Origin of the sequence: Desulfatibacillum alkenivorans DSM 16219, assembly GCF_900142135.1 — a bacterium.
Taxonomy (GTDB): Bacteria; Desulfobacterota; Desulfobacteria; order Desulfobacterales; family Desulfatibacillaceae; genus Desulfatibacillum; species Desulfatibacillum alkenivorans.
On sequence record NZ_FQZU01000031.1, the window covers coordinates 13,908 to 28,000 of the forward strand.

Genomic DNA, 14,093 nt, shown 5'->3' on the forward strand with positions numbered 1-14,093 from the left:
CAAGGCCGCTCCCCAGGCCCGGCGCGTCCAAAGGGGAAGAATCAAGCCCATGACGGGTGATCAAACTTACCAATTCAAAGTTCAAAATAAGGAACAGGGACAAAGGCTGGACGCTTTTGTCCCTGTTCATTGTAAGGACCTCTCCAGAAACGCCTGCGCCCGGCTCATACGCCAGGGCCTCGTGACCGTGGACCAGTCCGTCAAGAAGCCTTCCTATGTTTTAAAGCCCGGAGAAATGGTTTCCGTAACCGTGCCTGAGCCTGAGGCGGCGGATATTGTGGCCCAGGACATGGACCTGAACATCCTTTATGAGGATAAGGATATCGCGGCGGTGAACAAGCCGCCGGGCATGGTGGTGCATCCGGCGCCGGGCCACAGCAGCAACACCCTTGTAAACGCCCTCCTGGCTCACTGCAAGGATCTTTCCGGTATAGGCGGGGTGCAGAGGCCGGGCATCGTCCACAGGCTGGATAAGGACACTTCAGGGGTGATTCTGGCGGCCAAGAACGACGCCGCCCACGCCGGGCTGTCCCAACAGTTGGCCCAAAGGCGTGTGGAAAAATTCTATCTGGCCCTGGCCCACGGAGTCATCAAGGAGGACGCAGGCGTTATAGACCTCCCCATAGGCCGCCATCCTTCGGACAGAAAGCGCATGCACATTTCCACTCCGGCCAAAGGCCGGGAGGCCTTGAGTTTGTGGACGGTCAAGGAGCGTTTTTCGGATGCGACCTTTGTGCAGGTGCAGATTAAAACCGGACGGACCCACCAGATCCGGGTGCATTTGGCGGCTCTTCACCATCCGGTGATAGGCGACGCTGTATACGGGGGCAGGAAAAAGCGCGGCCGTCTGCCCGCCTCCGTCCTGGGCAAGGCGCCGGCGCCGGAGCGCCAGATGCTGCACGCCCACATCGTGTCGTTCAACCATCCCGTAACAGGGGAAAAACTGACCCTGACCGCCCCCTTGCCCCAAGATATGGCCCAATTATTGGAGGCGCTTCGGGAAAGCGCAAAATAACGGGTTGGCGGACAGGCCGCCAATTGCCCTTTTTAAACTGCCATGAAAAATGCGGCAAAGACCGCTTTTTTAAAACCGGAGGGCCTTTCCAAAGCGCGGCCCTCCGGTTATTCAATCAATTCTCCCCTGTTTTTAAAACTGATTTAAAAATGAGGATATGCGTTCGCAGCCATGAACCAGGTTGGGAAAGACCTCTTCCATATACTCTTCCGTGACATGGTGTCTGCCCGGCCAGGTGTCCAGGGCTTGCTGGCCGTCGAAATCCACGCCCGCCACCCGGACGCCCAGGTTGGTGGCCGGCAGATAGAAGTCCGATCCCGGCAGCACGGCCACCCCCGCCTCCTCTAACAAGGCATGGGACAGGGACGCAGCAGTGATGACGTTTTTCTTGGCAAGCTGGCTTCTGAACTTGTCAAAGTCCGGAAAAGCGTAAAAGGCGCCGGCGGGCCTGGGGCAGTTCAGGCCCATGTCCGTGAACTCGTCGTGCAGATAGTGCATGACGTAGCGGTAGATGTCCCGGGTTTTTTGCACAAAGGGCCGGACGTTTTCAAAGTCGCCGTATGCCGCCAGGGCCGCATGCTGGATGGGCGCGCTCACAGCGCTGAAGGTCTCGCTGATTACGGCTTTCAACGAGTTCATGACCAGTTCCAGGGAGTCCGGAATCAAAGCCACGCCAAGGCGATAGCCGCCGGCTGCGAAGGATTTGGACAGGCCGCCGGATACGATGGTCCCCTCGGGATAATGGAGAGCCAGGCTGCTCATGGCCCATTTGTCGTACTCGAGCATGGCGTAGATTTCGTCGGATATGACGATCACCTGATAGGCCTTGCAGATCTCAGCAAGCTCCTTGATCTCCTTCTCATGGTACAAGGCGCCGGTGGGGTTGTTGGGATTGTTGAAGATGAGCAGCTTTTGCTTTTGCCCCGCTTCGTAGCACGCCTTGTCCAGAGCTTCCGGGGTGAGGCGGTAGTTGTACTCCCGGTTGGTGGCAATGGTGATGATTTCCTTGCCCCTGAGAGCGGCCTGGGGGCCGTAGCTGACCCAGCTGGGTACGGGCACCAGCAAAGGCCCTTCCACCAGATAGATGATTTCGAAAATCAACTCCTTGCTCCCCGGCCCCACGCACACATTGGAGGGCAGAAAGCCGTACCCGAATTCCTTGTTGTAGAACCCGGCGACGGCTTCGCACAATTCCGGCAATCCCTGGGTGGGCAGGTAATCCTTTTTGTCCGTGTTTACGGCCAGGGCCTTTTGTATGACTTCCGGCACCGGAAACGGAGATTGGCCAAACCCGAAATGAACAATGTCCTTTCCCTGCTTACGCAGTTCCTTGGCCCTCAAATTAATGGCCAGGGTTGCGGATTCCTTAAGGCTCAACACCAGCGGGTTCAATACGGGTCTCATGGTTTACTCCTGATTGCGCTTCGTTTTGATGCTTTGAAAAGTTTTTACAGCTTCTCCGCCTGGGCGGAGCCTCATTGTCCAGGCCTTTCGCCGTTCGGCCTGAACCGGCAGTAGCTACCATCGCCGGCGGCGGAATTCAACTCCTAATCCGGCCTAGAGGCCATCATCCTTATCCTATTGGTTCAGGTCAACTTATTCGTTGACTTTGTATGGTTTTCCCACGAGGGGTTGTGGAGGGATTAATCAGGTCATGAAGGATTAGTGGGAACGCAAAAAAAAGCCGGAGAAAAAGCTGTGCGCTTTCCCTCCGGCATTGAAATTCAATCGTCGTCTAAAGCGGCTTACTCTATGTCTTTGACCAGGCGAAGGCCGATGAATTTTTGAGGGCTCAGGCTGTTGCTCCGGTAGGCCGAAGAACAGTATTTGGCCTTGGAGTACCATCCGCCCCCGCGAACAACCCTCGCCGCCTTTTTCACCTTAGCGTCAGGCTGGAATCCTTTCGGGTCCACGGAAGGGGCGTCCTTGTAGTAGTCCTGTCCATAATAGTCCTGGCACCATTCAAACACATTGCCGTAAATGTCGTACAAACCCCAGGGATTGGGCTTTAATTGCCCAACTGCGTTAGTGAATTTTGAATTGCCGTAATACCATGCGTACTCGCCTAACTGTGAAGCGTCGTCCCCAAAAAAATAAGTGGCGGCCTTGCCGGCCCGGGCGGCGTATTCCCATTCCGCCTCCGTGGGAAGCCGGTATGTCTTGGTTCCTTCTTTTTCATTGAGCTTGAGCAAAAAGAGCCCCACATCAGCGTACGAAACCTGCTCTACAGGATGGTTGGGGTCGCTCAGCTTTGATGTATCCTGCCCCATGATTTCCGCCCATTGCTTCCGGGTTACCTCATATTTGCCCATGTAAAAGGGTTTTGTAATCGTGATCTTATGGGCCGGCTGGGCGTCTTCAAACTCTTCTCCTTCAGGCGCTCCCATTGTAAACGCGCCTGCCTCGATTTTTACAAACTCCATGCCGGATGAGTCGGTGAACTCATTTTGCCCCGCAAAAAGATTGGCGGGAGATAATAGCAAGCCCACGACCGTCAAAACGCAACCTAAGGTAAAAAAACTGATTCTTTTTTTCACATTTTCCTCCCAAGACCATTTTAAAAATTCCGGCGCGCACAGGTTGTCATCTATTTATAAAATCAGGCTTACAAAAATTTTTACATTAATAACCTGTGGGCGCCGTGCAAAATAAAAGCTATGAACACCGGTTCGGCCTGCCAAGGCGCATTTTATTGACGCCCCTTTCGGCTCATGGGGCTACGATAATCAATCCTCCTTTGGAATGCAAGCGGCAAAGCGCGAAAGCGCATGCCAGGCGCTATTTTCCAAAGAAATGCCTCCAGGCGGTCATGACTTTTTGCCGGACCTCCTCCACCTCTTCCAAGGGGACCAGGGCGGGCTTGTCCTCCCGGGCCAGGGCGTGGACGTGCCCGCGCAACGCCAGATAAGCCTCCTTCAGGGAGGTCGCCATGGTTTCGGGCATCAATTGAGCGGCGGTGACGGCTTCCAAAAGACGCATGTTGTCGGTCCAGTCAGTAAGGCTGGGGGTGTCGTGCGCCCGGGAGAGGACCAGGTATTGGACCAGGAATTCTATGTCTACAATCCCTCCGGGCCCCTGTTTGATGTCGAAAAGCCCTTTTTCCTTTTTTTCCAGTTCCTTTTTCATGAGGTTGCGCATTTTGACAACCTCCGCCTTGAGGGTTGTATCGTTGCGGAAAGTGCACAGCACTTCGCGCCGGATTTTAAAAAATCGGCTGGCCATGGCCACGTCTCCGGCCACCGGCCTGGCCCTGACAAGGGCCTGGTGCTCCCAGGTTCTGGCCTGATTGCGCTGATAATCCTGAAAAGCGTCCACGTGGCTGACCAGCAATCCGCCGCCGCCGCTGGGGCGTAAGCGCATATCGGTTTCGTAGCAGACCCCGGAAGGCGTGTGGGCGCCCAGGATGTGAATCACCCTTTGACCCAGACGGGCGAAAAAGGCGCCGTTATACAAAGGATTGGAGCTTTTGGTCATTTCCCCGGTAATGCCTGCATGAAGAAAGACCATGTCCAGGTCCGAGCCGTAGCTTAGTTCAATGCCGCCCAGCTTGCCGTAAGCCACCACGGAAAATCCCCGCTGGCAATGCCCGGAGTTCAGTTGGCAGGTCGGCTCGCCGTGTTTTTTCACCACATGATTCCAGGCCATGTCCAGGGACTTGGTCAGAATGCACTCGGCGATTTCCGTCAGATGGTCGCTCACCCGCATGAGGGGCAGGGCGCCGGTGACGTCGGCGGCGATCACCCGCAACACATTCACCTGCTTGAACATGCGGAGCTGCTCCAGGAATTCCTCTTCGTCCTCGGGATCGAGGCCTTGCAGACGGAGATGAAGTTCCCTGTCCAGCTCCCATCTTCTGAGAGGCGTGTACAATATCCCCGGGTCCATCAACTCGTCCAGGAGGGCCGGATACCGGGTCACCAACGATGCGATCAAAGGACTGGAGTCGCATAGCTTGACCAGGCGCTCCAGAACCTCCGGGTTTTCCACCAGCAGGGAAAGGTAGGCCGTCCTGCGGATGACCGCTTCCACCAGAGTCAGGACCCGTTTCAGGGCGACTTCCGGCTGATCGGCCTTGCCGGCCTCGGCCAGGACCGATGGGATCAGGCGGTCAAGCTGCAATCGGGCGTGTTCCGACAGGCTGCGGCCCTGGGGGGTTTTTTTCAGGTCAGAAACCATTTTCTCCGCCTGCTCCGGGTCGTCAAAGCCGGCCAGGGCCAGCATTTCCACGGCCTGCTCCACGGGGAGGGTCTGGTGCCAGACCCACAACAAAGCCTGGTCCTCCCCCACCCTGGGCTGCTTTTCCTCGGGGTCGGCCAGCAGCTCCTCAAAATGGAATTGCACCTTGTTGCGATGCCGGGCCAGGACGTGCTCGAAATCCTCCCAGGCGAAATAGCCCATGGACAGGGACAAGCACATTTGCTCGGTCTGGGTTCGGGGGATTTTATGCTCCTGCCGGTCGGCGAATTCCTGGATGCGATTTTCCGTCCTGCGAAGAAGGATGTACCCTTCTTTCAAATCCTCGCAAACGTCCTGGGGCAGCAATTTATTCTCGACGAGCAGATCCAGGATTTTCATGATGCCCGGCTCCTGCAGGCACGGCAGCACCCCGCCCCGGAGCAATTGCATGACCTGCCCCACAAACTCAATCTCCCGGATGCCGCCGGGCCCGATTTTTATGTCGTGCTCCAGGCCTTTGCGCTTTACTTCCAGGGAAATCATGCGCTTCATTTCCCGAAGCGCCTCAAAAACCGTGTAATCCAAATATTTCCGGTACAGGAAGGGCTTGAGGATCCGCAGCAGATCCATGCCCGCTTCCATGTCTCCGGCCACGGGGCGGGCCTTGATCCAGGCGTACCGCTCCCACTCCCGGCCCTGGAACTCGTAATACTGCTCCATGGCGCTGAAAGGCATGACCATGGGGCCGTTGGCGCCGTCGGGACGCAGCCGCATGTCCACGCGAAACACCTGGCCAAGGTCCGTCTTGGCACCGAGGACCTTGATAAGGTCCTTGCAGAGTTTGGTGAAATATTCCAGGTTGGTGACGCTTTTCTCGCCGCCCTGGGTGGTTCCGGTATGCTTGTAGGAAAAAATCAGGTCAATGTCCGACGAAAAATTCAGCTCCTGGGCGCCCAGCTTGCCCATGCCCATGACTACCAGGCCGACTATTTTTCCGTCAGGCCCCGTGGGAACGCCCCACTTGGGAGTCATCCAGTCCGAAAGCACGGCCTGGGCCTTGTCAATGCACACCCTGGCCAAGGCGCTCAAGCTCTGCAAAGTCTGGAAAAGATCGTCCCAACCGGCCAGATCCCGCCATGCGATGCGCACCATCTCCCGGTTGCGGAAGCGCCGGAGCGCGGCGATGAGCCCGTCCTTGTCCTCCACGCCCTGGCAAAACTGATCCAAAGCGCTGCGCATTTGGGCCTCGGCGCTTACGGAGCGCAGGTCCGATCTTGCCAGATCGCAAAATTCCGCCGTGAATCTTTGCGCGTATTGGTAAACAAAATCGCTGCATGTAAAAACAAGAGGCAGCGCGGATTGCACCTGTTCGTTGGCGGGGGGCTCCAGCCCCTTGGCTTCCAACGCCTCTGCAAACGCGTCCACGCGCTCTTCCATCCTGCCCATTAGCGCGGCCGGCAGTTCCACGGCCTTCACCTGCTCCGCCCAGTCTGAATAACTTTGGTTCTTCAAGATTCCTCGGTGTTGGAGACATTAAAGGTTTATTTGCTGTACATGTCGCTATTTTTTAAGCCCTTTCACCCTACTTAATCAAGGAAAAGATAGGCTTGAAAAACAGTTTACCACGCAAAAGGCGTTTGTCGAAAGATAAGGGAGGGAAATTCGCCCCTCAGGAGGGAAGGTATACGGCCAGATACGCAGAGGCCATGGTTTTAAGCTCTTCCAGCAATAAAGCGGCGTTTTCGGCCCCCTCCGGCCTCTGACTTTCAAACCAAGCCAAATCCAGCATGCAGGTGGAGGTCTCGATGACCGTCCTGGCGGCCGCCATCGCCTTTTGGGAAGAAATATTCGCTTTTCGCTTCAGCAGGGCCTGGCACAAAGCCTCGGCATGGCGTTCGTTCATGGCCGCGTCCACCGCCCGTAACTCCGGGCTGGCCTGCATGGCCGCCCGGATGGCCTTCAATCCAGGGATTTCATTCCCTATCAGGTATATGGCGTCGATTAATTCGTGCAAGGCCGGCTTCCAATTCTTGTCCGGATTTTCCAGGTCCTTGTACACGTCAAACAGGGCCTCCTCGGTCAGGGTCGTTTGCTTGGCCAGAGCCAGCACGATGGCCAGCTTGTTGGAAAAGTAGCGGTACACGCTCCGGATGCGAACCCCGGCAAGCTCCGCGACCTTCTTGGTGGTCAGCCCGTCCACGCCCGACTCCTCCAGCAATTGGGCCGCCGCCGCCAGAATTTTTTCCCGGGTTTCCACAGCCCGAGCCTGGGTGGGCCTGACCCGTTCTGCAAGCGAAAGCTGATTGTTTTTATTGGATTTCATAATTTTTCCTAAAAAGGGAGTAATGCTCCTTTTTTTCTTGACAGCTCAAATTCAAGGGTTTAGCCTGGACTAAAAAAGGGAGTAACATTCCCCTTTTAGGCAGCATAAAATAGAACTTTTAGCAGGTCAACAAAAACAGGGGGATCAACCATGAAAATTCTGGCTCTGGGAGGATGCGGGGAAATGGGCGCCTACGCCGTTCGCGCTTTGCTGGATATGGATAAATCTCTGGAAATCGTCGTGGCCGATCGGAACGGGGATGCGGCCGAATCTTTTGTCGAAACGCTGCCGGACAGGGCGTCCTGGAGGCAGTTGGATATCTCGGACCAGGCCTCCCTGGAAGCGGCGGTCAAAGAGGCGGACGTGGTCATGAACACGGTGGGGCCGTATTTTAGGTTCGGCGTTCTGGTGTTGAAGGCCTGCATCCGGTGCGGCAGGGATTATGTGGACATCTGCGACGACTGGGAGCCCACCCTGGATATGCTGGACCTTAATAAGGAGGCGGCCAGGGCGGGAATAACGGCCATCGTCGGCATGGGGGCCAGCCCGGGGATCTCCAACATGCTGGCTGTGAAGGCGGTCAAGGAATTGGATAGGGCGGTCAAGGCTTATACGGGGTGGGCCCTGGACAGCGCCAGGCCGGAAAATGTCGGGAAAAATCCCTCCGCGGCCACGGTCCACGGCATCCATCAGTTGACGGGCAAGATTCGCGCTTTTGAGAAAGGCCGCTACCTGGACAAGAAGCCCATCGAGCGCCTGTCCCTGAATTATCCGGGGGTGGGAGTCCGCAACGCCTGGACCATGGGACATCCCGAAGCCGTCACCCTGCCTCGGTATTTTTCGGCTTTGGAGCTGAGCCGGAACGTGATGGTTTCCGGCAGGCTCAGCATTTTTCTTATCAAAGCCATAGCGGCCCTGGTGGATGCGGGGGTGATTTCCCCGGAGCGGGCGGCCTGGCTGGCGGAGCGCGCGGAGCTTGCCAAGGGCGAGAGCAAATCCCCCGAAGCCCGGCTTTCCGCCATGGCCGGCAGGAAAAGTCTGGCCCTGCCGCCGCTATTCGCCCTGGCTCAGGGGGAGAAAAACGGCAGGCCGGCCTCGGCCGCCTGCATGATCACCAGCGCGCCCAGCGGGGGAATGGCCGGGGCCACGGGAGCGCCCCTGGCCGTAGGCGCCTGTCTGCTGGCGCAAGGCAAGGTGGAGGCCAAAGGCGTATTCGCCCCTGAAGGCTGTTTAGACCCGGAGGCCTTTTTCGACTCCCTGGGGCCTTTATGCACGCCTCCTCGTAAAAGCGCGGACGAGCTGACTCTCACCACCCGGTCCTGGGAAAAGGCCGGCCTGGGGGAACTGCTGCAGTTTAAGTTTACGGCCGCGGCTTGATTGCATCAGGGCCAGTATGGGCGACTTGATTTTTAACACGGAAGACACCGAACTCACGAAATATAAAACTTTTGTGACATCCATGCTTTCCGTGCTTTAAAAAGTTTTCCTTCAAACATCCACCGATCTTCCCTCCGCCATATTTACGCAGGGCGCCGCTTGCCGCGCCTTTTCTTGCTGCATTCTCACAAGTGTGATAGACCCTTTAAAAGCATCATGCAGGCCTAAACAGGCAATTATCATTTTTTTGACGAACATCCTAAAAAACACGGGACGCGGAGAAGAAGGGCTTGAAACGACAAGTCCAGGCAGACGGGTGCGCGGCCGGAAAATCATGGTTCTGACAAAATACTATCAGGGAAGGGGAAGCTATGGCGGATATCGTTACTCTGGAAGTCAAAGACCACATCGGTTTTGTCACGTTTAACCGGCCGGAAAAATACAATGCTCTCAGCCACGAGATGATCGGGAAGATTATTGAAACCGGCGAAAAGGTGATGGAAGACAAGTCCATTCGGGTGGTGGTTTTGTCGGGCAACGGAAAAGGCTTTTGCGCCGGGCTGGATATGGAGAATTTTCAAAAAATGGCCGACGGCGACGACAAGCTCGAGCTGTTCGCCCGAGCCTACAACACCCCGGCCAATAAAGCCCAGCAGGTGGGGTGGGTCTGGAAGCAGGTCCCGGTCCCGGTCATAGCGGCGCTGCACGGCGTGGCCTTTGGCGGGGGCCTGCAAATAGCCCTGGGGGCTGACATCCGGCTGGCCGCTCCGGGCACGCGTTTTTCGGTCATGGAAATCAAATGGGGCCTGATTCCGGATATGTCCATCACCCAGACCCTGTGCGACCTGGTTCGCCTGGATGTGGCCAAGGAACTGACCTTCACCGGCCGCATCGTCGAGGCCAAGGAAGCGGCGGAGCTGGGCCTGATAACCCGGGTGGCGGAAGATCCCTTGTCCGAAGCGACCGCGATGGCCAAACTGATAGCCTCCAAAAATCCGGACGCCATTTCCCGGGACAAACAATTGCTGGAATCGGCATGGCGGGCCGGAGCCGCTAAGGGCATGCTGATTGAGGAGAGCCTGCAGCGGGAGATCATCGCCACGCCCAACCAGATCGAAGCGGTCATGGCGGAGTTCGAAAAACGGGACCCCAAATTTACGGACAGGTTCTAAGGTTCAATTTTTGCTTTTGCAGCGGATCAGCCGGGCGCGCTGATCCGCTTTTTTATCGAAAAATGAAAAACCAACGGCGAACAGCAAAAAAACGGCAAAAACTTAAAAGTGTAACTGCCTGCCTCCGGCGGTAAACTTTTTGAAAAAAGTTTAATCAAAAACCTTTCAATAGCGCTTCGCGCAAAATCAAGGGGTTTTCTATCCATCATTCCCAAGCGCTGTAATTTTTTTTGTGTGGGCGCAAGTTGTCAGGGAATGATTACGGCTATGCTGCAATTCTTGCTTTTTCATCCAAGGAGCATGGTTGCCCGCCAAAAGAGGGCTTGGGGCCAGAAAAGTTTCGGGTGGCTCAGGCAGTGCAGTTTACTGCCTGAGTGCGCAGCACGGAAGGCCTGAGGAAGCGCCAAGGGAAACCAATCATTTTCTTGAACCAATGGTGCAGGGAAGGGCGGGGTTTCAAAAATCTCCTTCCTCCCGCCACCCTCGCCTGAACTCTACAAACTTTCCCGGCCGCACTTTTGTGTTTAAGCGGCGCTTGCCGCCCCCGTGCGGTTGTGGTAATATTTCGATCGAGCGTTCGTTCATATTATGGAGAAATAGAATTATCACGGGTTGGTTTGGGAAGTGTTTTTATGTGGGCCGCATCATTGCGGAAAAAACCGTCCCTACACGCCTAAATGTAACGCGCATAAAATGCGGCGCCTCAAGACAAAGTAAAGGGGAGAGTTATGCAAGATTTATTCAAGTTGGAAGGAAAAACGGCGGTGGTTACCGGCGGCTCCCGCGGCATTGGCTATATGATCGCCACCGGGTTTGTGGAAGCCGGGGTCAAGGTGTACATTTCGGCGCGAAAAGCGGACGCGTGCAACGCCGCCGCCGAAGAATTGTCCCAAAAAGGCGAGTGCATTTCCATTCCCGCCGACCTGTCTTCCGAGGAAGGCGTGAAAATGCTTTGCGGCGCCATCAAAGAGCGCGAAGACAAACTGGATATCCTGGTGAACAACGCCGGAGCCACCTGGGGAGCGCCCTTCGAGGAATTCCCCAACGCCGGCTGGGACAAGATTTTGGGCATCAATGTCAAAGGGCCGTTTTTCATGACCCGGGAATTGATGCCGCTTTTGAAAAAGGCCGCCACTCCCGAAGATCCGTCCCGGATCATCAACATCGGCTCCGTGGCCGGATTCGACACCGGCGGCGTGGCGTTCTCCTACGGCCCCAGCAAGGCCGCCGTCCACCAGATGACCAAAAACTGGGCCTTTCAGTTCGCCAAGGACCACATAACGGTCAACGCCATTGCGCCCGGCCCGTTCCCGAGCAAGATGATGGCCTTTTTGACCGACAATGAAGAAACGCGCAAAATGGTGGAAGCGGGAGTTCCCCTGGGCCGGATCGGCACGCCGGAAGACGCGGCCGGCTTGTCCATTTTCCTGTCCTCCAGGGCCGGCGCCTATGTAACCGGCGTGATCATTCCCTTGGACGGCGGCTTGTTGGTCCAGGGCAAATCCGCTTAGTTTTCCGCCGGAACGGCGAGCATAAAAAATAGGGGGCGTCTGTGGGGATAATTCCGCAGGCGCCTCCTTTGTTTATGGAGGCTGATAAGTTTAAAGGCGGCGTTACTTCTTTCGCCTGCCCGTCATCACTTCAAAAGGCGCCCGCCGGAGGCGGCAGTTCAGCAGTTCGTCCTTCCGCTTTATAGCTCCTCATAGGCGGTGAAGCCTTTGGGGCTTTTTTCTTTCAGGGCCTGGCGGGGTTTGTGAAAGCCTTCGTGGTCGTAAATATGCTGGAGCAATCGCTCCCTTTCCGCGGGCTCGGCAAGATAAGCTATCCCCACGGCGTGCTCTCCAATGCTCAACCCGCGCGGGTCGAAAGCCCCGTATTCGGAAACAATGACCACGGGGTCGGCGGCAATAGCGGTGGAGGAAACGCCTTCCGGGCATTTTTCAAGCACCTTGGATGCTCCCTTGCCCGTGGTGGACTTGATGGCGATGATGGGCGTTCCTCCATGGGACATATAGGCGCCCCTGAGAAAATCGGCCTGCCCGCCTATGCCGCTGTATATCTTGTTAGCGCTTAGGGAGTCGGCCCAGATGTTGCCATGGAGGTCCACCCCGATGGCGCTGTTGACGGCGACCATATTAGGTTCGGCGGCTATGTTGATGACGCTGTTGGTGACGTCGCAGGGGCGGCTTTGCACCGAGCTGTTGTAATGGAGCCACTGGTATCCGTCATGATCGTCCGCCAGGAAAAGGGTGGAGATGCAGAAATCCCGCTGGGTGTATTTGTTGGTGGCGATGCCTGCATCCACCAGCTTCCTCATGGCCGTAGCAAACAACTCCGTATGAATGCCAAGATCCTTAACCCCTTTTTCGATCACAGCGTCGGTGACGGCTTCTGGAACCTCGCCGATTCCGTACTGAAGCGTGCATCCGTCATGGATATATAGCTGGGCTATCAAGCGGGCGATTTTTTTCGCGCGGTCGTCCGGCTGATGGGAGGGGTTGACGGGAAGCTCATAGTCCGTGTCCAGCAGATAGTCGATGCTCTCCTCCCGGATGGTGGCTCCCAGGATAAAAGGCATGCGGGCGTTTCTTTCCGCAATAATAACCCCGCCCCGGGCCTTGACCGTTTCGATGGCTGCGGGCACGGCTTCCACCCCGCTTCCCAGGCTGTAGTTGCCCCCGTTGTCCGGCCCGCTTACGGAAATAAGAGCGACGTCGGGCTGAAGGTGGGACCTGATTTGGCGCGGGATATCCGACAGATGCATAAGCTGGTACATGGCCGTATCGTTGTTCACGGCCGGCCTGGAATAAGCGCTGTTAAAGATGACCCGGTGGGTGATTCGGGCGCATGTTTCCGGGGAAAACAAGGCTTCAATGTCCCCCAAAAGAAGCACGCCAAGCAACTCGACGTCCTGAATGGACGCGTCGGAAGCCAGGCGCTTCAACAGAACCTGGGGCGTGGATGCGTTTCCTGCGCAGTAAATTCTGCTCCCCTTCGGGATGGTTGCGTTGTTGACGGCCTCTTCGGCATTGGCGATGTGCTTCATGATATTTTCCCCGTTGAGTGGTTGACGTGTGATTGGATGCGTCATGCATTATAGCCATAAGAAGGCGTCCTATCAAGATTTTAGGTCCTTGGGAGGCGTGGGAGTTTGCGGGGGCGCGGGTTTTATTTTTTCGGGGGCCCCTTTTATAATAATAGAGCATTTGATTTATAGGGACTTAAAGCATTTTCTTATTTGGATCTAAATATATATAGTAATTTCAAAGTTATAAAAAAAATTGTACAGACGATTAAATATATTTCTTGACACAGGAGGGTCTGGCGCCTTATGAATTAGAGCAAATGCTCTAGGAGGTTGCTTTGCTCGCACGCGCTCAAAAAAATCAGGCAAGGGGAAATTCCACACGGGCCGCCATCATGCGGGCCGCCACCGAATTGTTCGCCCAGTCCGGCTACAAAGGCGCCCCGATCAGGGCCATCCTGAAAAAGGCCGGGGTTTCCATGGGGTCGTTTTACCATCACTTCAAAGACAAGGCCGATCTCTACATCTCCATAGCCGATGAGGGCAGCCTGGCTGTCCGGCGCTTCATGCGGAGCGTGGGGGACTTTGAGACCGGAGACTCCCTGGAGGACCGGGCCTGGAGTTTTTTCCGGGCTTACATGCAGGCGGCGGCCAAAAACGACTCCATGGTGCTTTTGCTGATTTCGGAAAAGGAAACCCTGCCAGAAAACATCAAGACAATGATGGAAGACGAAATCGCCCGGCACCGCAGGGAGCTGGAGCAAGGCCTTACGGCCGGCGTGGAAGCCGGCCTGTTGAAGCCCATGGACGCGCGCATGGCCTCGGAGGCCATTGTGGGCATGGTGCTCCATCTGGTCAGGGTTTATTTTACGGACCCCTCCGTGGACATGGAGGACGTCATCAGCGCCCTGGCCCGCTCCACCATCGGGATTATTCGCTCCATGCCGGGCCTGAACGGGGATGGCGGCGTTTAACGGGGACGGAACACGCTTCCGCCAAAGGAGG

At 56.2% G+C, this 14,093-nt stretch carries 10 protein-coding genes; 5 read left to right on the forward strand and 5 right to left on the reverse strand.

Translation table 11 applies throughout. The features are described 5' to 3' along the window. Positions 1-49 precede the first annotated feature (49 nt). Positions 50-1,015 (forward strand): RluA family pseudouridine synthase, encoded by a 966-nt coding sequence (locus BUE18_RS20040; protein ID WP_073477958.1) that lies wholly within the window; start codon positions 50-52, stop codon positions 1,013-1,015. 132 nt (positions 1,016-1,147) lie between these two features. Here the strand turns inward: BUE18_RS20040 and BUE18_RS20045 are convergent, their stop codons facing one another. The 4 genes from BUE18_RS20045 to BUE18_RS20060 all read right to left on the reverse strand — a co-directional run bounded on the left by BUE18_RS20045 (position 1,148) and on the right by BUE18_RS20060 (position 7,514). Then, positions 1,148-2,419 carry a pyridoxal phosphate-dependent aminotransferase gene (locus BUE18_RS20045; RefSeq protein WP_073477959.1) on the reverse strand — a complete coding sequence of 424 codons (1,272 nt, stop codon included), beginning with the start codon at positions 2,417-2,419 and terminating at the stop codon, positions 1,148-1,150. A gap of 341 nt (positions 2,420-2,760) precedes the next feature. Continuing rightward, positions 2,761-3,552 (reverse strand): formylglycine-generating enzyme family protein, encoded by a 792-nt coding sequence (locus BUE18_RS20050; RefSeq protein WP_083611174.1) that lies wholly within the window; start codon positions 3,550-3,552, stop codon positions 2,761-2,763. Positions 3,553-3,793: 241 nt separating this feature from the next. After that, positions 3,794-6,703: a bifunctional [glutamate--ammonia ligase]-adenylyl-L-tyrosine phosphorylase/[glutamate--ammonia-ligase] adenylyltransferase gene (glnE, locus tag BUE18_RS20055; RefSeq protein WP_083611175.1), complete on the reverse strand. Its 2,910-nt coding sequence runs from the start codon at positions 6,701-6,703 to the stop codon at positions 3,794-3,796. 157 nt (positions 6,704-6,860) lie between these two features. Beyond that, entirely contained in the window at positions 6,861-7,514 is a 654-nt protein-coding gene (locus tag BUE18_RS20060) for a TetR/AcrR family transcriptional regulator (RefSeq protein WP_073477961.1), read from the reverse strand. 150 nt (positions 7,515-7,664) lie between these two features. On the opposite strand from BUE18_RS20060, the gene BUE18_RS20065 reads away from it, so the two are divergent. The 3 genes from BUE18_RS20065 (at position 7,665) to BUE18_RS20075 (ending at position 11,574) form a co-directional block, all read left to right on the forward strand. After that, positions 7,665-8,891 carry a saccharopine dehydrogenase family protein gene (locus BUE18_RS20065; protein WP_073477962.1) on the forward strand — a complete coding sequence of 409 codons (1,227 nt, stop codon included), beginning with the start codon at positions 7,665-7,667 and terminating at the stop codon, positions 8,889-8,891. 371 nt (positions 8,892-9,262) lie between these two features. Beyond that, positions 9,263-10,063 (forward strand): crotonase/enoyl-CoA hydratase family protein, encoded by an 801-nt coding sequence (locus BUE18_RS20070; protein WP_073477963.1) that lies wholly within the window; start codon positions 9,263-9,265, stop codon positions 10,061-10,063. A gap of 728 nt (positions 10,064-10,791) precedes the next feature. Continuing rightward, positions 10,792-11,574 carry an SDR family oxidoreductase gene (locus tag BUE18_RS20075; protein ID WP_073477964.1) on the forward strand — a complete coding sequence of 261 codons (783 nt, stop codon included), beginning with the start codon at positions 10,792-10,794 and terminating at the stop codon, positions 11,572-11,574. 179 nt (positions 11,575-11,753) lie between these two features. Here BUE18_RS20075 and BUE18_RS20080 read toward each other — a convergent pair whose 3' ends face one another. After that, positions 11,754-13,109, reverse strand: coding sequence for an acetyl-CoA hydrolase/transferase family protein (locus BUE18_RS20080; RefSeq protein WP_073477965.1), 1,356 nt, complete (start codon positions 13,107-13,109; stop codon positions 11,754-11,756). Positions 13,110-13,426: 317 nt separating this feature from the next. Between BUE18_RS20080 and BUE18_RS20085 the strand changes: the two genes are divergently transcribed. Continuing rightward, positions 13,427-14,062, forward strand: coding sequence for a TetR/AcrR family transcriptional regulator (locus BUE18_RS20085; protein ID WP_073477966.1), 636 nt, complete (start codon positions 13,427-13,429; stop codon positions 14,060-14,062). Positions 14,063-14,093 lie beyond the last annotated feature (31 nt).